This is a genomic window from Cupriavidus sp. AU9028, assembly GCF_019795295.1.
Classification (GTDB): domain Bacteria; phylum Pseudomonadota; class Gammaproteobacteria; order Burkholderiales; family Burkholderiaceae; genus Cupriavidus.
Window position 1 is genome coordinate 406,445 of record NZ_JAIMCG010000001.1, and the last position, 18,035, is coordinate 424,479.

The 18,035-nt window shown below is 66.9% G+C and carries 20 protein-coding genes; 9 read left to right on the top strand and 11 right to left on the bottom strand.

The window, feature by feature from the left end:
* The first annotated feature begins 34 nt into the window (after positions 1-34).
* Positions 35-463 (top strand): group II truncated hemoglobin, encoded by a 429-nt coding sequence (locus K6V06_RS01800; protein ID WP_222239845.1) that lies wholly within the window; start codon positions 35-37, stop codon positions 461-463.
* Positions 464-488: 25 nt separating this feature from the next.
* The gene (locus K6V06_RS01805) at positions 489-1,100 is read left to right on the top strand and encodes a DUF924 family protein (protein WP_222239846.1); all 612 of its coding nucleotides are present in this window, start codon (positions 489-491) and stop codon (positions 1,098-1,100) included.
* Between the two features lie 33 nt (positions 1,101-1,133).
* Here the strand turns inward: K6V06_RS01805 and K6V06_RS01810 are convergent, their stop codons facing one another.
* The 10 genes from K6V06_RS01810 to K6V06_RS01855 form a co-directional block, all read right to left on the bottom strand.
* Positions 1,134-1,718 (bottom strand): TIGR00730 family Rossman fold protein, encoded by a 585-nt coding sequence (locus tag K6V06_RS01810; protein ID WP_222239847.1) that lies wholly within the window; start codon positions 1,716-1,718, stop codon positions 1,134-1,136.
* Complete coding sequence (locus K6V06_RS01815; protein WP_222239848.1) at positions 1,715-2,437, bottom strand: TetR/AcrR family transcriptional regulator; 723 nt, start codon at positions 2,435-2,437, stop codon at positions 1,715-1,717. The genes K6V06_RS01810 and K6V06_RS01815 overlap by 4 nt, the downstream gene beginning before the upstream one ends.
* 124 nt (positions 2,438-2,561) lie before the next feature.
* Positions 2,562-3,041, bottom strand: coding sequence for a diacylglycerol kinase (locus K6V06_RS01820; protein WP_222239849.1), 480 nt, complete (start codon positions 3,039-3,041; stop codon positions 2,562-2,564).
* On the bottom strand, positions 2,962-4,080 hold the full coding sequence (locus tag K6V06_RS01825; RefSeq protein ID WP_222239850.1) for a glycosyltransferase family 1 protein: 1,119 nt from the start codon (positions 4,078-4,080) through the stop codon (positions 2,962-2,964). Before K6V06_RS01825 ends, K6V06_RS01820 begins: the two co-directional genes overlap by 80 nt.
* Positions 4,081-4,104: 24 nt before the next feature.
* On the bottom strand, positions 4,105-5,115 hold the full coding sequence (locus tag K6V06_RS01830; protein ID WP_222239851.1) for a UDP-2,3-diacylglucosamine diphosphatase: 1,011 nt from the start codon (positions 5,113-5,115) through the stop codon (positions 4,105-4,107).
* A gap of 97 nt (positions 5,116-5,212) precedes the next feature.
* Complete coding sequence (locus K6V06_RS01835; RefSeq protein ID WP_222239852.1) at positions 5,213-6,205, bottom strand: triacylglycerol lipase; 993 nt, start codon at positions 6,203-6,205, stop codon at positions 5,213-5,215.
* Between the two features lie 7 nt (positions 6,206-6,212).
* Positions 6,213-6,797 (bottom strand): RDD family protein, encoded by a 585-nt coding sequence (locus K6V06_RS01840; protein WP_222239853.1) that lies wholly within the window; start codon positions 6,795-6,797, stop codon positions 6,213-6,215.
* A 110-nt stretch (positions 6,798-6,907) separates the two neighbouring features.
* Positions 6,908-7,714, bottom strand: a complete 807-nt coding sequence (locus K6V06_RS01845) for a DUF3106 domain-containing protein (RefSeq protein ID WP_222239854.1) — start codon at positions 7,712-7,714, stop codon at positions 6,908-6,910.
* Positions 7,704-8,129 carry a DUF3619 family protein gene (locus tag K6V06_RS01850; RefSeq protein WP_222239855.1) on the bottom strand — a complete coding sequence of 142 codons (426 nt, stop codon included), beginning with the start codon at positions 8,127-8,129 and terminating at the stop codon, positions 7,704-7,706. The genes K6V06_RS01845 and K6V06_RS01850 overlap by 11 nt, the downstream gene beginning before the upstream one ends.
* On the bottom strand, positions 8,126-8,692 hold the full coding sequence (locus K6V06_RS01855; RefSeq protein ID WP_222239856.1) for an RNA polymerase sigma factor: 567 nt from the start codon (positions 8,690-8,692) through the stop codon (positions 8,126-8,128). Before K6V06_RS01855 ends, K6V06_RS01850 begins: the two co-directional genes overlap by 4 nt.
* A 341-nt stretch (positions 8,693-9,033) precedes the next feature.
* Between K6V06_RS01855 and K6V06_RS01860 the strand changes: the two genes are divergently transcribed.
* The 7 genes from K6V06_RS01860 (at position 9,034) to K6V06_RS01890 (ending at position 17,424) form a co-directional block, all read left to right on the top strand.
* The gene (locus tag K6V06_RS01860) at positions 9,034-10,797 is read left to right on the top strand and encodes an acetolactate synthase 3 catalytic subunit (protein WP_222239857.1); all 1,764 of its coding nucleotides are present in this window, start codon (positions 9,034-9,036) and stop codon (positions 10,795-10,797) included.
* Positions 10,797-11,288: an acetolactate synthase small subunit gene (gene ilvN / locus K6V06_RS01865; protein WP_222239858.1), complete on the top strand. Its 492-nt coding sequence runs from the start codon at positions 10,797-10,799 to the stop codon at positions 11,286-11,288. The genes K6V06_RS01860 and ilvN overlap by 1 nt, the downstream gene beginning before the upstream one ends.
* Before the next feature lie 109 nt (positions 11,289-11,397).
* Entirely contained in the window at positions 11,398-12,414 is a 1,017-nt protein-coding gene (gene ilvC, locus K6V06_RS01870; RefSeq protein ID WP_222239859.1) for a ketol-acid reductoisomerase, read from the top strand.
* A gap of 234 nt (positions 12,415-12,648) precedes the next feature.
* Positions 12,649-13,290 carry a phosphatidylserine decarboxylase gene (locus K6V06_RS01875; protein ID WP_222239860.1) on the top strand — a complete coding sequence of 214 codons (642 nt, stop codon included), beginning with the start codon at positions 12,649-12,651 and terminating at the stop codon, positions 13,288-13,290.
* Between the two features lie 26 nt (positions 13,291-13,316).
* Positions 13,317-14,222 carry a CDP-diacylglycerol--serine O-phosphatidyltransferase gene (gene pssA, locus K6V06_RS01880; protein ID WP_222239861.1) on the top strand — a complete coding sequence of 302 codons (906 nt, stop codon included), beginning with the start codon at positions 13,317-13,319 and terminating at the stop codon, positions 14,220-14,222.
* A gap of 419 nt (positions 14,223-14,641) precedes the next feature.
* Positions 14,642-16,180: a 2-isopropylmalate synthase gene (locus tag K6V06_RS01885; protein WP_222239862.1), complete on the top strand. Its 1,539-nt coding sequence runs from the start codon at positions 14,642-14,644 to the stop codon at positions 16,178-16,180.
* 221 nt (positions 16,181-16,401) lie between these two features.
* The gene (locus tag K6V06_RS01890) at positions 16,402-17,424 is read left to right on the top strand and encodes a hypothetical protein (RefSeq protein ID WP_222239863.1); all 1,023 of its coding nucleotides are present in this window, start codon (positions 16,402-16,404) and stop codon (positions 17,422-17,424) included.
* 21 nt (positions 17,425-17,445) lie between these two features.
* On the opposite strand, the gene K6V06_RS01895 is transcribed toward K6V06_RS01890, so the two are convergent.
* Positions 17,446-17,976 carry a hypothetical protein gene (locus K6V06_RS01895; protein ID WP_222239864.1) on the bottom strand — a complete coding sequence of 177 codons (531 nt, stop codon included), beginning with the start codon at positions 17,974-17,976 and terminating at the stop codon, positions 17,446-17,448.
* Positions 17,977-18,035: the final 59 nt, after the last annotated feature.

Genomic DNA, 18,035 nt, shown 5'->3' on the forward strand with positions numbered 1-18,035 from the left:
CTGGCGCGGCGGCAAGCGATGAGAGTGGATCGAGATGTCTGAACAAAACGGGCGCGAAGGCGAGCAGAACAACGGGGCCGAACCGCCCAGCGCCTTCGAACTGGTCGGCGGCGAAGCGCGCGTGCGCGAACTGGTCGACTGCTTCTACGACCTGATGGACCTGGAGGCCGAGTTCGCGCCGCTGCGCGCGCTGCATCCGCCGTCGCTGGACGGTTCGCGCGACAAGCTGTTCTGGTTCCTGTGCGGCTGGCTCGGCGGTCCGAACCATTTCATCGAACGCTTCGGCCATCCACGCCTGCGCGCGCGCCATCTGCCGTTCGAGATCGGCATCAGCGAACGCGACCAGTGGATGCGCTGCATGGCGATGGCGATGCAGGACATCGGCTTGTCCGAGGACCTGCAACTGCGGCTGATGCAGGCGTTCTGGCAGACCGCGGACTGGATGCGCAACGTGGCGCGCTGATCCCCGGCGCCGCTCTGGAGACGGCATGACGACAAACGGGAGCGCTGCCGGCCTGGCGGCGACCATCCTCGAGCAATGGTTCGGTGCGCCGGACAGTGCCGAGTTCAATACCGAGCGGGCCCAATGGTTTCGCCGCGACGCCGCCTTCGACGCGGCGTTGCGCGAGCGCTTCCTGCCGGCGTGGGAGGACGCGCTGGCGCATCCCGACGGATGGGGCACGGGCGAGGACGCCCCGCCGGATGTTGCCTGCGCCCGCATCGTGCTGCTCGATCAGTTCCCCCGCAACATGTTCCGCGGCGATCCGCGCAGCTTCGCCACCGACGCGCAGGCGCTCTCACTGGCCGAACGCATGGTCGCGCGCGGCGACGATCTGCGGCTGCCCACGCCGTATCACCGGATGTTCTGCTACATGCCGTTCGAGCACGCCGAATCGCTGGCCGCGCAGCAGCTCGCCGTCGAGCGGATGACGGCGCTGCGCGACGACACGCAAGGGCGCGTCGATGTGGTGGAGTGGGCGGTGCGCCACCAGGTCGTGATCGCGCGCTTCGGCCGGTTCCCGCACCGCAATGCGGTGCTCGGGCGGCCGAGCACGCCGGAAGAGCTGGCGTTCCTGCAGCAGCCCGGCTCCTCCTTCTGACGCGTCGGGCGCCTGGTCGCCTCGTCCGTCAGGTCAGATCTCGTCGCGCTTCTGCTGCCACTTGTCGACCTGGACCTGCGGGGTGCGGGTCAATGCATCGAGGATGCCAGCTGGCGAGTCGGCCACGCGCAGCAGATCGGCATGCACCTGCTTCAGGAACCCCTCGTTCACCGCGTGCTGCATGAAGGCCAGCAGGCCGTCGTAGAAGCCGGCCACATTGAGCAGGCCCACCGGCTTGGCGTGATAGCCCAGCTGCAGCCAGGTGAAGGTCTCGAACAGTTCCTCGTAGGTGCCGACGCCGCCGGGCATCGCGACGAAGGCATCGGCGCGGTCCGCCATCATCTGCTTGCGCTCGTGCATGCTGGCGACCACGTGCAGCTCGCTCAGCCCGGTATGGCCGACTTCCTTGTCCAGCAGCGCCTGGGGAATGACGCCGATGGCGGTGCCGCCGTGGGCGAGCACGGCGTCCGCCACCGTGCCCATCAGTCCGACCTTGCCGCCGCCATAGATCAGCGCGATGTTGCGCTCGGCCATGGTGCGGCCCAGCAGGGTCGCCGCGGCGGCGTATTCGGGACGGTGGCCGGGACTGGACCCGCAATAGACACAGAGGGATTTCACGGGTTTCCTGCCTTGGGTTTGCCGTTGGCTGCCGGCGCCAAGCCGGCCGTCGGGTTGGCCGAGTACTGGCGCGCCAGCTCGTCGAACGATTCGCGCGCGTTGCCGCGCAGATAGGGCGCCAGGATCGAGAAGATGTGATAGCTCGCGCCGTGCAGATAGCCGCGGATCTGCTCGGGGTCGTTGTACTGGCGCGGATGCTGCACGAACTGGAACGACAGCCAGTACGTTGCCACCACCACCATGTTGGTGCAGACCGCATCGACCTGCTCGGGCGTCGCCTCCAACTCTCCGTCTTCGAGGAACTGCTGGCAGATCGCCAGCGCGAAGCGCTTCTTCTGTTCGACGATGCGCCGGAAATTGGTTTCCAGCATCCGGTTGCGCGCCAGCAGGTCGTTGATGTCGCGGTACAGGAAGCGGTAGTTCCACAGGAACTCCGACATGTACTGCAGGTAGTTCCAGCTCTCGCCCAGGGTCGCCTTGTGGTCGTCGGGCAGCTTCAGCCGGCGCTCCATTTCCTGCTCGAAGCGCGTGAAGATCGACGAGATGATGTCGTCCTTGTTGCGGAAGTGGTAGTACAGGTTGCCGGGACTGATCTCCATCGCCTCGGCGATGGTGGTGGTGGTCACGTTCGGCTCGCCCACCTCGTTGAACAGGCGTAGGGAAACGTCAAGAATGCGGTCCCGGGTGCGGCGGGGACCGGTCTGCGGTTTGTTTTCCATGTGCGGCCGGCGAACGACTGTGGCGTCCGCGGACAAGCGGTGGCGGGATTGCGATTATATGCAAAAGGGCAGCGCCACCCGGCCCGCGGCGCTGCCCTACGCTGGTCATGGGCGCGTTGCCGCGTCAGGGCAGCAGTGCCCCGATCCAGCGCACCACGTGCGGGCCGGCGATCGGCACCCAGGTGCCGCCGCACAGGATCAGCGCCAGCATCACGGCGGCGCTGCCGAAGTCCTTGGCGCGCTTGGACAGGCTGTGGCGTTCCAGCGAGATCCGGTCCACCGCCGCCTCGACGCTGGAGTTCAGCAGCTCGACGATCAGCACCAGCAGCAGCGAGCCCAGCAGCAGGATGCGCTCGACCACCGTGACCGGCACGGCAAAGGCCAGCGGCGTCAGCAGGACCACCAGCGCCAGCTCCTGCCGGAACGCGCTTTCCTCCAGCACGGCAAAACGCAACCCGGACCACGAATTGACCGTGGCGCGCCAGGCGCGGGCGATGCCGCGGTTGCCCTTGTGGGGGTTGTGCTCAATCGTGTAGTCGTTGTTTCCCGGCGGGGGAGCCGGTTTGCTCAGGGACGGTTCGGACGGGGGAAGGGGTTTCGCCATGGTTGCGGTACGGGCCGGCGCCCGCGCTGCTGCCGGCTGCGCCGTGCAGCGGTTTCAGGTGCGCCAGGAACTGTTCGGAAGCAGCCCGCCAGGAGAACCGCTCGGCATGCGCGCGCGCAGTGGCACGGTCGATCCGGAGCGCTTCCAGGCAAGCCTCGCGCAGGTCTTCGTGCATCACCCCCGCGGTGCTGTCGCCCAGCACGTCGATGGGTCCCGTCACCGGATAGGCCGCCACCGGCAGGCCGCTGGCCAGCGCCTCCAGCAGGACCAGCCCGAACGTGTCCGTGCGGCTGGGGAAGACGAAGACATCGGCCGAAGCATACACCTTCGCCAGCTGCGGCTGGCTCAGCACGCCGAGATAGTTGGCATTGGGATAGCGCTCGCGCAGGCCGGCAAGCGCCGGGCCGTCGCCGACGACCCACTTCGAGCCGGGCAGGTCCAGTGCCAGGAATGCCTCGACGTTCTTTTCAACCGCGACCCGGCCGACGTACAGGAAGATCGGGTGGGCGGTGTTCAGCACGTTGACCGTCTGCGGCACGAAGACATCGAGGTCGACCCCGCGGGTCCACAGCACCGCATGGTCGATGCCGTACTGGCGCAGGTCGTCCAGCACCACCGGCGTGGGCGCCATCACCGCCCGGGCCGGCCCGTGGAACCAGCGCAGGAAGCGATAGGTCCAGGCCAGCGGAACGCCGAAGCGGGCCTGCACGTATTCCGGGAAGCGCGTGTGGTAGGCCGTGGTGAAGGGCAGGCCGTGCCGGACCGCGTAGCGGCGCGCGGCCAGCCCCAGCGGGCCTTCCGTGGCGATATGCAGCGCGTCGGGCGCGAACGTCTCGATCCGCCGCCGCACCTGTGCGCCCGGCAGCAGCGACAGGCGGATCTCCGGATAGGTCGGGCACGGCACGGTGCGGAATTCGAGCGGGGTAATCAGCTCCACCGTATGTCCCATCGCCTGCAACTCGCGGCGTGTCGACTTGAGGGTGCGGACCACGCCGTTGACCTGGGGCTCCCAGGCATCGGTGACGATCAGGATTTTCATGGGGCTTCCTTGGGGAACGACGGTTCAGGCAGCGACGGCGGCCCGGCGCGAGCGCCGTGCGCGCGCGGCGGGGTCGCGCAGCGTGGTCCAGTAGACGATCTGCAGCTCGCCCTCGACGGTCTCCACCAGCGCCGACAGGCTCTCGACCCAGTCGCCGTCGTTGCAGTAGAGCTGGCCGTCCACTTCACGGATCTCGGGCTTGTGGATGTGCCCGCAGATCACGCCGTCGCACCCGCGCCGGCGCGCCTCCTCGACCATCGCGTGCTCGAACGAGCTGATGTAGTTGACCGCGTTCTTGACCTGGTGCTTCAGGTACTGCGACAGCGACCAGTAGGGAAAGCCCAGGCGCGCGCGGATGCTGTTGAAATGCCGGTTCAGCGCGAGGATCACCGTGTACAGCGAATCGCCCAGGTAGGCCAGCCAGCGCGCGTGCTGCACCACGCCGTCGAACAGATCGCCATGCACCACCCACATGCGGCGTCCGGTGGCGGTCACGTGGATCGTCTCCTCCCGCACGATCACGTCGCCGAAGGCGAGGCCATCGAATTGCCGCACCACTTCATCGTGATTGCCCGGCACGTAGATCACCTCGGTGCCCTTGCGCGCCTTGCGCAGCAGTTTCTGCACCACGTCGTTGTGGCTGCGCGGCCAGTACCAGCCGCGCCGCAACTGCCAGCCGTCGATGATGTCGCCGACCAGGTAGAGCTTGTCGGCGTCGTTGTGTTTCAGGAAGTCGAGCAGGTATTCGGCCTGGCAGCCGGGCGTGCCCAGGTGGATGTCAGACAGCCAGATGGCGCGATAGCGCTGCATCGGCGGCGCGCCGTCGGCAGCGGTATCGGGCGGGATCGTGACCGAGGGGTCGGCCGGACGGACCGGCAGGGTGCCGGACTGGCGCTGCGGGGGATGGTCCGGCGGCATGAACGCCGTCGGCAATCCCCCCACCGCAGCGAGGGGAAGCAGGGGATCTGCCTGGCCACGCAGCCGCTGCAGGGCCTGTGCCGCGCGGGCGCGGGCGATTCGGAGTGCTGGAACCATGGCTGCCCCGGTAACGACGATGGGAGCATTGAGCCAGCGGTCCGTGACCGGCCCATGTCGGAAACATGACCGACATGTGACCGCAACGGCGAGCCGTTCAGGGCGCCGGCGCCCGGTTCGCCACGGCAGCGGACAACCGGCGCAGCGCCTCGACCAGCGCCTGCGCCACGGCGGGGTCGCGCAGCAGCGAAACATGGCCGATGCCGGCCAGCGGCACGTTGCGCGCGCCTGCCAGCACGCTGGCGCCTGCCGGACCCACGATCGAGTCGTGCCAGCTGAAGATGGACACCATGCGCGCGCGGGCGTGCGCGTCCTCGCCCGCCGCCAGCGCCTGCAGCCACGGATTGCCGCAGCGCATCTGGCGGGCGTTGATGCCACTGCCGAACATCGCCAGCGTGCAGCCGTGGTGCGGCGTGCCCAGCGTGACCAGGCCCCTGGCCACTTCGCCAGCGCCGCTGCGCCGGGCGAGGACGAGCGCCGCGCGCGCGGCCAGTCCTCCCATGCTGTGGCAGACCAGCAGAGGCGGCTCGCCGTGGGCCGCCGTCATTGCGCGCAGCCGCGCCAGCAGCGCCGTGGCATAGTCGTCGATATCGCCCAGCACCGGTTCGAGGTCGATGCCCTCGCAGCGAAAGCCCGCCGCCGCCAGCCGTGGCTCGAGATCCAGCCAGACCGCATGATTGCAGCCATAGCCGTGCACCAGCAGCACTGGCGCTCCGTCCGCATTCTCCGAGACAAAGCGCCGATGCGAGGCGAACGGCTGCAGCCAGTCGAACATGCGCAGCACCGCCGCGCATTCGCGCAGCCAGCACCGCAGCGCGGGCAGGAACCCCAGCCTCGCCTCGCGCCGCGAGGCCGCCATCCGCGGGTCCAGCGCGGGTACGCCGTTGGCCCCCGGCAGCAGCCCGTGCACCGACATCGCGAAGGCGAGCGCAATCGAGGCGCCGAACATCAGCAGCACCAGGGCGATTCCGGCGAGCAGGGCAACGGCAACATGCCACCCGATCGACGCCAGCCACGTGGCAATGCCGCCGACGAAGGCCAGCTGGCCGGCGACGCCGATCCGGCGCAGGGCGGCGGCGGACAGCGTCATCGCAGCGTCATCCCGTGGAGGAAGCCGGACCGGCGCCGCCCTTGGGCACCTCGACCAGCCGCGTGCCGGCCAGCCTGTCGTGCAGGAACTGCCGCTGGCGGTCCAGTCGGGCAAGCAGGATCCAGATCGCCAGCGCGGCGGCAAGCACCGCCACGAACGGCCCGCGCACCAGCCCGAGCAGGTGCCCGAGTGCCGCAGCGGGCGGCAGCCAGCTCCACGCCAGCAGATAGCGCAGCGCCGCGCGCTTCCAGCCCGGCGGCGCGCCGCCCGCGTCGACGACCCTGATGCGCCAGGTCTGCATCGCCAGGGTTTGACCGTTGCGCTGCCAGAACCAGACGAAGTACGCGCCCAGAACCAGGAAGCTCCATAGCTGCATGGTCAGCGTCGAATCCACGTCGATCGAAGCCAGCAGCGGGCGGGCGGCAAGGTAGGCCGCGGTCGACGCGCTCAGCACGCCGAACAGCAGGACCCCCTCGTAGAGCATGCAGGCGAGCCGGCGGCGCAGGGTCGGCACCGCAAGGTCATGCGCGGACGTGGCAGGCTTGGCGGGGGAAGGGCGGGCAGCTGCGGCGTGGGTCGGCGGAGCGGGCATGGGATCGGCGAGGAAGGCAACGACGCGGCAACGGCGCGGCAAGGAGCGGCAAGGAGCGGCCAGCCGGAGCCCCGGCTGCGCTGCCGCATTATGCCAAAGGCGACGCGGCGTCAGCGCGGCAACGGCTCGGCGCCGGTACTGGCATCGGCCGCCGGCATTTGCGCGGGAAGACCGGTCGGTGCTGCCGCGGGGGCCGCGGGCGACGAGGCAGGGGCAGGCTCCGCGGCGATGGCAGCCGAGGCGCCGACAAACGGGTTGCTCGCGGTCACGCTTACCTGTGCGCTGGCCGGCACGGCCCCCGCTGCCGCGTCGCTTGCGGAGGACTCGCCGGTCGCGGTGCCCGGATGGGCGTCTGCCGCGGTCGGCTCCGGGCGGTGCTGCCGGTCCTCCGTGCCCGTGGCCTTGCCGGTCAGGGACCGCGCGGCGGCCGGGTTGCGTGCCGACGGCAACGCCGTGACCGCCCCCGGCCGGGTCGCCGGCTCGGTCTTTGCCAGCTCGCGCTTGCGATCCTCGGGCAGCTGCTGGTAGCGGTCCCAGGCCTGCGCCTTGCGCTCGGTCGGCACCGTGCGATGGATCTGGAAATTCTCCCGCGCCAGCCGGCGCTGCTCCGGCGTCATCCGCACCCACTCGGCCATCCGTTGCTGCAGCCGTGTCTTCTCGGCGGGGTCGAGCGCCTCGGCACGCGCGGCAATGCGCAGCCATTTGCGGCGGTTCACCTCGCTCAGCGAATTCCAGTCCGCGGCCAGCGGCGCGAGCAACTCCCGTTGCGCCGGGCTCAGCTGGGCCCAGCCCGGCTGTGCCGCGCCGGCGCTGGTCACCAGCCCCGGCAGGCCGAGCGCCGCGATCAGCGCCAGCCCGGCCAGTACGCGCGGGAAGCGCTGCACGAAGCGCCGGCCGGCGGCGAGCCTATTCGCCATGCTTGAGAAACACATGAAAGCCGCTATCGGCATACGCCGCCGGAGGCAATTCGTCCAGCAGCATGGCTTCATCCACATCGGCCAGTTCCTCGACTTGCTGCTGTTCGTGCCACTCGTAGATGCCGGCCAGGCCCGCCACGAGCGCGAGCAGGGTCCACACCAGCCCCAGGCGGCGGAACCAGTCCCCACCGGGCTGGCGGGCACCGGAGCCTGACTGGTGACCCCCGCCGGCACTCGCCAGGCGGGGAAGTACCGCCGCCGCAGGCGCCTTGCGCCGCGCCAGGGCTGCCTGGCGCGCAGCGGCGAGGCGCTGCTGCACCCGCGGCGGCAGCTCGCCGGCGGAAGCCTCCAGTGCTGTCCGCACCTGGATCGCCAGGCGCCGTTCCCGGATGTCGGAAGGTTCTCTGCTGTTCATAGTTGGACTCCTCGTGCACGCAGCGCCGCCGCCAGGGCATGGGTTGCGCGCGAGCAATGCGTCTTGACGCTGCCTTCGGAGCAGCCCATGGCGGCGGCGGTTTCCGCGACGTCCATATCCTCCCAGTAACGAAGCAGGAAGGCCTGCCGTTGACGCAGCGGCAGCCGCTGGACCTCCTCCTCGATGATCCGCATGGTCTGCGCGCGCTCGAAGCGGTCCGCGGTGCTTTCGGCCGCGGCCGAGCCCGGCTCGCTTTCCAGCGCTTCCAGCAGATCGGCGTCGTCGCCGTCGCGTTCGTCGCGCAGGCTGGAAAACAGGGTGATCCAGGTGCCGCGCACCTTCTGGCGGCGGAACCAGTCGTGGATGGTGTTCTGCAGGATGCGCTGAAATAGCGGGGCCAGTTCCTCGGCCCGCTTGTCGCCGTACTTTTCCGCCAGCTTGATCATGGCGTCCTGCACGGCATCCAGCGCGGCCTGCTCCTCGCGGATGGCGAACATGGCCTGCTTGAAAGCGCGGCGCTCGACGCTGGCAAGAAAATCGGAGAGTTCCTGGTCGGTTGCCATGCGGCGGGACAGTTACCGAAGAGTGCGGGGGTCAGGGTGTTGTTGCCGCTCGCCAGGGAGGGCAGGCATGACGGCCACCCGCCGGACCGCGCGGCTGGTGGAAAATGCCGCGATGCTAGCAAAGATGGACGGTGATGTGCTATTTGCGCATCAATGGCAGTCCGCTGATAGACCACCCGGTGTTAATCAGCTATCATCGACGGTTCACGACATCCGTGGTTGTCTCCATCCGGCCGCCTATCCGGCGGTCTTCCATGCAGACGCGCACCGCTTGAACCCGCGCCACAAGCCCGGCAGAGAGCATCCAAACAATTTTTTGCCGAAAATTGCAAAGGACCGAAATGAACTCGCCCAGCGCGGAATTTCCCCAAGCAAGCCTCAATCCCTCCGACGCACCAGAAATGATCGGAGCGGAAATCCTCGTCCACGCACTTGCCGAAGAAGGCGTCGAATACGTCTGGGGCTACCCCGGCGGCGCGGTGCTGTACATCTACGACGAGCTCTACAAGCAGAAGAAGATCGAGCACATCCTGGTGCGCCACGAGCAGGCCGCGGTCCATGCCGCCGACGGCTATGCGCGCGCCACCGGCAAGGTCGGCTGCGCCCTGGTGACTTCCGGTCCGGGCGTCACCAATGCGGTGACCGGCATTGCCACGGCCTATCTCGATTCGATTCCGATGGTGGTGATCACCGGCAACGTGCCGACCCACGCGATCGGACAGGACGCCTTCCAGGAGTGCGACACGGTCGGGATCACCCGTCCGGTGGTCAAGCACAACTTCCTGGTCAAGGACGTGCGCGACCTGGCCGCCACCATCAAGAAGGCGTTCTACATCGCCTCCACCGGCCGTCCCGGTCCGGTCGTGGTCGATATTCCCAAGGACGTCTCGCGCAATGCATGCCGCTACGAGTACCCGCGCTCGATCGACATGCGTTCGTACAACCCGGTCAACAAGGGCCACTCGGGCCAGATTCGCAAGGCGCTCGCGCTGCTGCAGACCGCCGAGCGTCCGCTGATCTACTCGGGCGGCGGCGTGATCCTGGCCAATGCCAGCGACGAGCTGCGCCAGCTGGCGTCGCTGACCGGCCACCCCGTGACCAACACGCTGATGGGCCTGGGCGCCTTCCCCGGCACGAGCAAGCAGTTCGTCGGCATGCTGGGCATGCACGGCACGTACGAGGCCAACATGGCCATGCAGAACTGCGACGTGCTGATCGCCATCGGCGCGCGCTTCGACGACCGCGTGATCGGCAATCCGGAGCACTTCACCGCCCAGCCGCGCAAGATCGTCCATATCGACATCGATCCGTCGTCGATCTCCAAGCGGGTCAAGGTCGATATTCCGATTGTCGGCAACGTCAAGGACGTGCTGCAGGAAATGATCGCCCAGCTGCAGGCCGCCGACAGCCGCGGCAACCGCGGTGCGCTGGCGAAGTGGTGGGAACAGATCGAGCAGTGGCGCAGCGTCAACTGCCTGAAGTACGACCGCGACTCCGAGATCATCAAGCCGCAGTACGTGGTCGAGAAGATCTGGGAACTGACGCGCGGCGAAGCCTTCGTCTGCTCGGACGTTGGCCAGCACCAGATGTGGGCGGCCCAGTTCTACAAGTTCGACAAGCCGCGCCGCTGGATCAACTCCGGCGGCCTGGGCACGATGGGCGTCGGCCTGCCGTACGCGATGGGCATCAAGAAGGCATTCCCGGACAGCGACGTCGTCACCATCACCGGTGAAGGCTCGATCCAGATGTGCATCCAGGAACTGTCGACCTGCCTGCAGTACGACACCCCGGTCAAGATCTGCGCACTGAACAACCGCTACCTGGGCATGGTGCGCCAGTGGCAGGAGATCGAGTACGACAACCGCTACTCGCACTCCTACATGGACGCGCTGCCCGACTTCGTCAAGCTGGCGGAGGCCTATGGTCATGTCGGCATGCGCATCGAGCGGACTTCCGACGTCGAGCCGGCGCTGCGCGAGGCATTCCGGATGAAGGACCGCACCGTGTTCCTGGACTTCCAGACCGATCCCACCGAGAACGTCTGGCCGATGGTGCAGGCGGGCAAGGGCATTTCCGAAATGCTGCTCGGCGCGGAGGACCTGTAATGCGACACATCATCTCGGTCCTGCTGGAAAACGAACCGGGCGCGCTGTCGCGCGTGGTGGGCCTGTTCTCGGCCCGCGGCTACAACATCGAGACGCTGACCGTGGCGCCCACCGAGGACTCCTCGCTGTCGCGCATGACCATCGTCACCAGCGGGTCGGACGACGTGATCGAGCAGATCACCAAGCATCTGAACCGGCTGGTCGAAGTGGTCAAGGTAGTGGACCTGACCGAAGGCGCGCATATCGAGCGCGAACTGATGCTGGTCAAGGTCCGCGCCGTCGGCAAGGAGCGCGAGGAAATGAAGCGCACCGCCGACATCTTCCGCGGCCGCGTGATCGACGTCACCGAAAAGACCTACACCATCGAGCTGACCGGCAACGGCAGCAAGCTCGACGCGTTCCTCGACGCGATCGATCGCGGCGCGATTCTCGAAACGGTCCGCACCGGCGGCTCGGGCATCGGGCGCGGCGAGCGCATCCTGAAGGTCTGATCCTCCTGTCACGAACCAGCGGTTTTGCAGCATCCATGGCGGCCGCGGCGCCGTGACAGGCAGGGCGCGCCGCCGATCCCAACATAGAAAAGAGAGCGAAGGAATCATCATGAAAGTGTTTTACGACAAGGACGCCGACCTGTCCCTGATCAAGGGCAAGAACGTCACCATCATCGGCTACGGCTCGCAGGGCCACGCGCATGCGCAGAACCTGAACGACTCGGGCGTCAAGGTGACGGTCGGCCTGCGCAAGAATGGCGCGTCGTGGAACAAGGCCGTCAACGCCGGCCTGCAGGTCAAGGAAGTCGCCGAGGCCGTCAAGGACGCCGACGTGGTGATGATCCTGCTGCCGGACGAGCAGATCGCCGAGGTCTACAAGAAGGAAGTGCACGGCAACATCAAGGAAGGCGCCGCGCTGGCCTTCGCCCACGGCTTCAACGTGCACTACGGCGCCGTGATTCCGCGCGCCGACCTGGACGTCATCATGATCGCGCCGAAGGCCCCGGGCCACACCGTGCGCGGCACCTATACCCAGGGTGGCGGCGTGCCGCACCTGATCGCCGTGCACCAGGACAAGTCCGGCGCCGCCCGTGATATCGCGCTGTCGTACGCGACCGCCAACGGCGGCGGCCGCGCCGGCATCATCGAGACCAACTTCCGTGAAGAAACCGAAACCGACCTGTTCGGCGAGCAGGCCGTGCTGTGCGGCGGCACCGTCGAGCTGATCAAGGCCGGTTTCGAAACGCTGGTCGAAGCCGGCTATGCGCCGGAAATGGCCTACTTCGAGTGCCTGCACGAGCTCAAGCTGATCGTCGACCTGATCTACGAAGGCGGCATCGCCAACATGAACTACTCGATCTCCAACAACGCCGAGTACGGTGAGTACGTCACCGGCCCGCGCGTGGTGACCGAGCAGACCAAGCAGGCGATGAAGCAGTGCCTGAAGGACATCCAGACCGGCGAGTACGCCAAGAGCTTCCTGCTGGAAAACGCCGCCGGCGCGCCCACGCTGATCTCGCGCCGCCGCCTGACCTCGGAGCACCAGATCGAGCAGGTCGGCGCCAAGCTGCGCGCGATGATGCCCTGGATCGCCAAGAACAAGCTGGTCGACCAGTCGAAGAACTAAGGCAGGACCGATCGGGGCAGGGCGCTTGCGCCGGCCCCTTGGATCCCGCCTGCTCGCCGGGCCTACCCGGCGCGGCACCCCGGCCGTCCGGACCCTCGTCCCCCGACCGCGCCACTCCGGCGAGGTTTCAGGCGAGAGCCGGACGGCTTTTTGTTATCCTTGTCGTACTTCCCGGCGCCATCGGGGCGATCCCCGCGGCGCCTGCCATGTTTTCCGAACCGGATCTCTCGCTGCATGAACTATCCCCATCCGCTGATCGCCCGTGAAGGCTGGCCGTTCCTGGCCGGCGCCTTTGTCGTCTCGCTGCTGATCCACGCCAGCGCCGGCTTCTGGTGGGCCTTGCCGTTCTGGATCATCACGGTGTTCGTGCTGCAGTTCTTCCGCGATCCGCCCCGTCCGATCCCGACCCAGGCCGACGCCGTGCTGGCGCCCGCCGACGGCCGCATCGTGTCGGTCGAGAAGACCATGGATCCCTACGCCGGCCGCGAAGCGCTGAAGATCAGCGTGTTCATGAACGTGTTCAACGTCCATTCCAACCGCGTCTCCGTCGATGGCACGGTCGAGAAGATCGAGTACTTCCCGGGGCAGTTCGTCAACGCCGACCTGGACAAGGCGTCCACCGAGAACGAGCGCAACGCGGTGGTGATCCGCCGTGCGGACGGCAAGATCGTCACGCTGGTGCAGGTCGCCGGTCTGGTCGCGCGCCGCATCCTTTGCTATACGCGTGTCGGCGAGCCCGTCTCGCGCGGCCAGCGTTACGGCTTCATCCGCTTCGGCTCGCGGGTCGATGTCTACCTGCCGCTGGAAGCCCGCCCGCGCGTCACCATTGGTGAGAAGGTCTCGGCCTCGTCCACCATCCTGGCCGAGCTGGACTGAACCGGGCGTCGATCGAGGAGAACCGCATGGGGGCATTCAACCGGCGCAACAAGCGCCTGCCTGGCAGCAACGTGACGCACCTGCGTCCGTTCCGCCGCAACCAGGCGCGTACCGGGGCCATCGACGATGGGCTGGATCCGCTTGACGACGACGAACTCGAAGTCGAGTACGTGCGGCCGCGCCGCCGCGGCATCTACCTGCTGCCCAATGCCTTCACCACCGCGGCGCTGTTCGCCGGCTTCTTCGCCATCGTGCAGGCGATGAACATGCGCTTCGATGCGGCGGCCATCGCCATTTTCGCCGCCATGGTGCTCGACGGCATGGATGGGCGCGTGGCCCGCATCACCAACACGCAGAGTGCGTTTGGCGAGCAGTACGACTCGCTGTCCGACATGACCTCGTTCGGCGTGGCGCCGGCGCTGGTGATGTACGAATGGATCCTGAAGGATCTGGGCAAGTGGGGCTGGATCGCCGCCTTCGTCTACTGCACCTGCGCCGCGCTGCGGCTGGCGCGCTTCAACGCCAATATCGGCGTGGTCGACAAGCGCTTCTTCCAGGGGCTGCCAAGCCCGGCCGCCGCCGCTCTGGTGGCCGGCTTCGTCTGGCTGGCGATCGACAACAAGCTGCCGGTGCGCGAACTGTGGATGCCATGGGTCGCGTTCACCATCACGCTCTACGCCGGCCTGTCGATGGTCACCAACGCGCCGTTCTATAGCGGCAAGGCGCTGGACGTGCGCCATCGCGTGTCCTTCGGCGTGATGATCCTGGTGATGGCGCTGTTCGTGATCGTCTCCAGCGATCCCCCGGTCGCGTTGTTCGCCTTGTTCGTCGGCTACGCGATTTCCGGCTATGTCCTGTGGGGCTGGCGCGCAATGCATGGCAAGTCGAGCGTGGTGCGCGGGGCGGGCGGCAGCACGGTGACGGAAGACTGACGTGTTCTCCCTCGCCCGCCTGCGGGAGAGGGGGCCGGGGGAGAGGGCAGGCGGCGCTCGCGCGGCGCCGTTGTTTCCGGACACGCCCTGGGCCCTGAGTGAAACTCCGTGTTGCGCCTTGCAGTCTTCTCCGCTATATTCGCTGGCATGATTTCGCGCCAGACCCTTTTCGCCCTGTCCCTGCTAGGTGGCCTACTAAGCCGCCAGGTCGGGACGCGCGTGCGCTGAGGGTCGCCAAAGGGAGCTACACCCAGCGAAGCCATACAGATTCATCTACGCCCCGGCCTGCACTCTGCACGCCGGGGCGTTTTGCATTTGCCGCAAACTCGCGATCGTCGCAGTCCGTCACTTCGGCCCGCACGACCCCTCGACAGCAGAGTCAGACCAGACCCTTCGAGCACTTACCAGGAGCCTCTTCCATGTCGGACAAACTGATCATTTTCGATACCACCTTGCGCGATGGCGAGCAGTCGCCCGGCGCCTCCATGACGCGCGAGGAGAAAATCCGCATCGCGCGCCAGCTGGAGCGCCTGAAGGTCGATGTGATCGAAGCCGGCTTCGCGGCCAGCTCGAACGGCGACTTCGAGGCCATCCGGGCCATCGCCCAGACGGTCAAGGACTCAACCATCTGCTCGCTGGCACGCGCCAACGACAAGGACATCGCCCGCGCGGCAGAGGCGCTCAAGCCGGCCAACTCCTTCCGCATCCATACCTTCATCGCCACCTCGGCGCTGCATATGGAGAAGAAGCTGCGCATGACGCCCGACCAGGTCTACGAGCAGGCCCGGCTGGCCGTGCGCTTCGCCCGCCAGTTCACTGACGATATCGAGTTCTCGCCGGAAGACGGCAGCCGCTCGGACATGGACTTCCTGTGCCGCGTGCTCGAGGGGGTCATCGCCGAAGGGGCGACCACCATCAACCTGCCCGACACGGTCGGCTACGCGGTGCCCGAAGGCTATGCCGACCTGATCCGCTCGGTACGCGAGCGCATCCCGAACTCGGACAAGGCGGTCTGGTCGGTGCATTGCCACAACGACCTCGGCATGGCGGTCGCCAACTCGCTGGCGGCCGTCAAGCTGGGCGGCGCACGGCAGATCGAATGCACGATCAACGGCCTGGGCGAGCGCGCCGGCAACACCAGTCTCGAAGAGGTGGTGATGGCGGTCAAGACCCGTCGCGACTACTTCAACCTCGATGTCGGCGTCGATACCACCCAGATCGTGCCGGCGTCCAAGCTGGTCTCGCAGGTCACCGGTTTCGTGGTGCAGCCGAACAAGGCCGTGGTCGGGGCCAACGCCTTCGCCCACGCCTCCGGCATCCATCAGGACGGCGTGCTGAAGGCGCGTGACACCTACGAGATCATGCGCGCCGAGGATGTGGGCTGGACCGCCAACAAGATCGTGCTCGGCAAGCTCTCCGGCCGCAACGCGTTCAAGCAACGGCTGCAGGAACTCGGCATCACGCTCGACAGCGAAAGCGAAATCAACGCTGCCTTTACGCGCTTCAAGGAGCTCGCCGACCAGAAGGCCGAGATTTTCGATGAAGACATCATGGCCATCGTTTCGGACGAGGCAACCGATGCGAACGATCACTATCGCTTCGTTTCGCTGTCGCAGCGCTCGGAAACCGGTGAGCGCCCGCATGCGCGCGTCGTGTTCAACATGGAAGGGCAGGAGTGCGTCGGCGAGAGCGACGGCAATGGCCCGGTCGATGCCACGCTGCACGCCATCGAGGACAAGGTTGGCAGCGGCGCCGAACTGGTGCTGTACTCGGTCAATGCGATCACCACCGGCACCCAGGCGCAGGGCGAGGTGACGGTGCGCCTGTCGAAGTCCGGCCGCATCGTCAACGGCGTCGGCACCGACCCGGACATCGTCGCGGCCTCGGCCAAGGCGTATCTGGCGGCGCTGAACAAGCTGCATGACAAGGCGGTGCAGAAAATCAATCCGCAGCTCTGAGCGTTGCCTGACGCCCTGCCACGGGCGCCCGCTGTCGTCCCGGACTCTATGTCCGGGGCGGGCGGGCGCCCGTTGTATTTCGAGATCTTGTGAACGGCAGCGCGGGCCGGGCTGATTGCCGTCTCACTTTCGGAATGCGATAGGGCCAGTAAAACCTCGAAAGATGCAACGTGTATGGCGTGCAAACATGTGCACTTCTTTCTGCCCTGTGAGATCACGTCATGCCTGCCCTATCCCATATCCCGGAATCGCTGCGCTTCCCTTCCCCAAGGGCGTTGCAACTTGCGCTGAGCCCGCGTGAGTGCGCGCCGCGATCGATCCAGTATTGCGCGCCATTCCGGGTGAGCGGCCACACGTTCCAGCTCAAATGGGAAGACAGAGGGGCTGCGTTGTTGGGGAATAGTGGTCCGGATGACGAGGTGACACAACAGGTCGCGACCGCGCTACAGGCCTTCTGCCCCAGGAACGACGACCTGACGCTGCCTATGGCGAGTGCCCCGGGTGCCGACTTGTCTCTGGCGATCACCCGGTACTTGAGGAACGGCAAGCTGCTGGTGGTGCGACTGCCGCACCGCGGCAGCGAGTACAAGGTAGAGAAGACGGTAACCGGCAGGCTGGCGCTGGTGGACTATTCTCGCGGGCGATTCCCTTTGTGGCAGGCATTCTGGGATGCGCTCCGAGGCTTGTTCTCGACAGAAATCCGCACGGCCTGTGAACAGCAGAAGGCGCTGGAGGCCGCGATCCGCAAGAATCTGGCCGAGGAGGAGAAGAAGGCCGATGAGGGCGCTGCTGCCGACGAGCCTGCGCTGCGACGGCTGGGGTTGGTGAAAGCTATCGCTGAAGGCACGAACGCGCAGCGGGTAGCGGACAGCCCCGTCGTCGTGGAGGACAAGCCACTTGAACCCGTGCAGGACACGCCGGAGCCGCAGGTTCACGCGCAGGTTCACGACGAGCCGCTTGAGACGCGGGATGAGGTGGCCCCGCACCTGATGGACGACGAGTCAATGCGCGCGGACAAGACCGACAGGAAGGACGAGGTCAAACTGCCCGCGGAACTCGCAATGCTCGACGTGCAAGTCGTGGATTGCGAGCCGGACGTTACGGTCGGCTGCGATCTGGAGAGCGCGCCCGACGCGAGCGGCACGCCTTCGCCCCATGAGCACCGCACCACCGCCGGAGGTCCCGAGGCCGCGGCGAGCGCGCCATTCGAGGTTTCCTGGCACGCCGTCGCGGTAGGGACATGATGGCCGATCCGGACCCTCGCCCTAGCGGATCGTTTCGCGCGGATCCGCCAACGGGTCTGGCGTGATCTGCGTCTTGCGCACGATACCTGCGTCGTCGAAGTAGAAGTGAAACAGCGACGGCCAGTTGTCCTCATGCAGAAAGCGGTAGGTCCAGACTTCGTTGCGCATCCGCGGAAAGTAGGAAACCGGCTCGCGGGGCAGGCCGAACCGCTCCGCCACGTCCTTCTTGGTCCAGACGCCGATCTGCGCCTTGTACAGCTCGGGTGTGCGCAGCATCTGACGGAAGTTGGTCAGATTTCCGCTGGTATCGAAGTCGGCGGCGTAGGCTTGCTGGCCGAGGGGCTGCTTCGAATAGATCCATCGCACTGTCCCGTCGTCCAGCTTGAACACGTCGGTAGGATTCCCGAAGGTGGCCCGGATGGTACTCTCGGGCCGGCCGATCAGTTCCTGGCCTACCTGCACCGGCTGCAGTACGGCGCAGCCGCCGAGCAGGGCGCTCAGCGCAAGCGTCGTGGCCGCAAGCCCATGGTGCCATCGATGTGTTGCTTTCATGGCAAACCTCTTGTTTCGTCGCGATCGATAGCGCAAGTGTAGCGTTCTCGGCCTTTTTA

Bases quoted from the DNA above. Each gene is read 5' to 3' on its own strand.
- K6V06_RS01840 (WP_222239853.1), bottom strand. From the start codon at position 6,797: ATGCCCGCTCCGCCGACCCACGCCGCAGCTGCCCGCCCTTCCCCCGCC.
- K6V06_RS01860 (WP_222239857.1), top strand. From the start codon at position 9,034: ATGAACTCGCCCAGCGCGGAATTTCCCCAAGCAAGCCTCAATCCCTCC.
- K6V06_RS01815 (WP_222239848.1), bottom strand. From the start codon at position 2,437: ATGGAAAACAAACCGCAGACCGGTCCCCGCCGCACCCGGGACCGCATT.
- K6V06_RS01850 (WP_222239855.1), bottom strand. From the start codon at position 8,129: ATGAACAGCAGAGAACCTTCCGACATCCGGGAACGGCGCCTGGCGATC.
- K6V06_RS01885 (WP_222239862.1), top strand. From the start codon at position 14,642: ATGTCGGACAAACTGATCATTTTCGATACCACCTTGCGCGATGGCGAG.
- K6V06_RS01830 (WP_222239851.1), bottom strand. From the start codon at position 5,115: ATGGTTCCAGCACTCCGAATCGCCCGCGCCCGCGCGGCACAGGCCCTG.
- K6V06_RS01845 (WP_222239854.1), bottom strand. From the start codon at position 7,714: ATGGCGAATAGGCTCGCCGCCGGCCGGCGCTTCGTGCAGCGCTTCCCG.
- K6V06_RS01825 (WP_222239850.1), bottom strand. From the start codon at position 4,080: ATGAAAATCCTGATCGTCACCGATGCCTGGGAGCCCCAGGTCAACGGC.
- K6V06_RS01800 (WP_222239845.1), top strand. From the start codon at position 35: ATGTCTGAACAAAACGGGCGCGAAGGCGAGCAGAACAACGGGGCCGAA.
- K6V06_RS01805 (WP_222239846.1), top strand. From the start codon at position 489: ATGACGACAAACGGGAGCGCTGCCGGCCTGGCGGCGACCATCCTCGAG.
- K6V06_RS01855 (WP_222239856.1), bottom strand. From the start codon at position 8,692: ATGGCAACCGACCAGGAACTCTCCGATTTTCTTGCCAGCGTCGAGCGC.
- ilvC (WP_222239859.1), top strand. From the start codon at position 11,398: ATGAAAGTGTTTTACGACAAGGACGCCGACCTGTCCCTGATCAAGGGC.
- ilvN (WP_222239858.1), top strand. From the start codon at position 10,797: ATGCGACACATCATCTCGGTCCTGCTGGAAAACGAACCGGGCGCGCTG.
- K6V06_RS01820 (WP_222239849.1), bottom strand. From the start codon at position 3,041: ATGGCGAAACCCCTTCCCCCGTCCGAACCGTCCCTGAGCAAACCGGCT.
- K6V06_RS01875 (WP_222239860.1), top strand. From the start codon at position 12,649: ATGAACTATCCCCATCCGCTGATCGCCCGTGAAGGCTGGCCGTTCCTG.
- K6V06_RS01835 (WP_222239852.1), bottom strand. From the start codon at position 6,205: ATGACGCTGTCCGCCGCCGCCCTGCGCCGGATCGGCGTCGCCGGCCAG.
- pssA (WP_222239861.1), top strand. From the start codon at position 13,317: ATGGGGGCATTCAACCGGCGCAACAAGCGCCTGCCTGGCAGCAACGTG.
- K6V06_RS01890 (WP_222239863.1), top strand. From the start codon at position 16,402: ATGCCTGCCCTATCCCATATCCCGGAATCGCTGCGCTTCCCTTCCCCA.
- K6V06_RS01895 (WP_222239864.1), bottom strand. From the start codon at position 17,976: ATGAAAGCAACACATCGATGGCACCATGGGCTTGCGGCCACGACGCTT.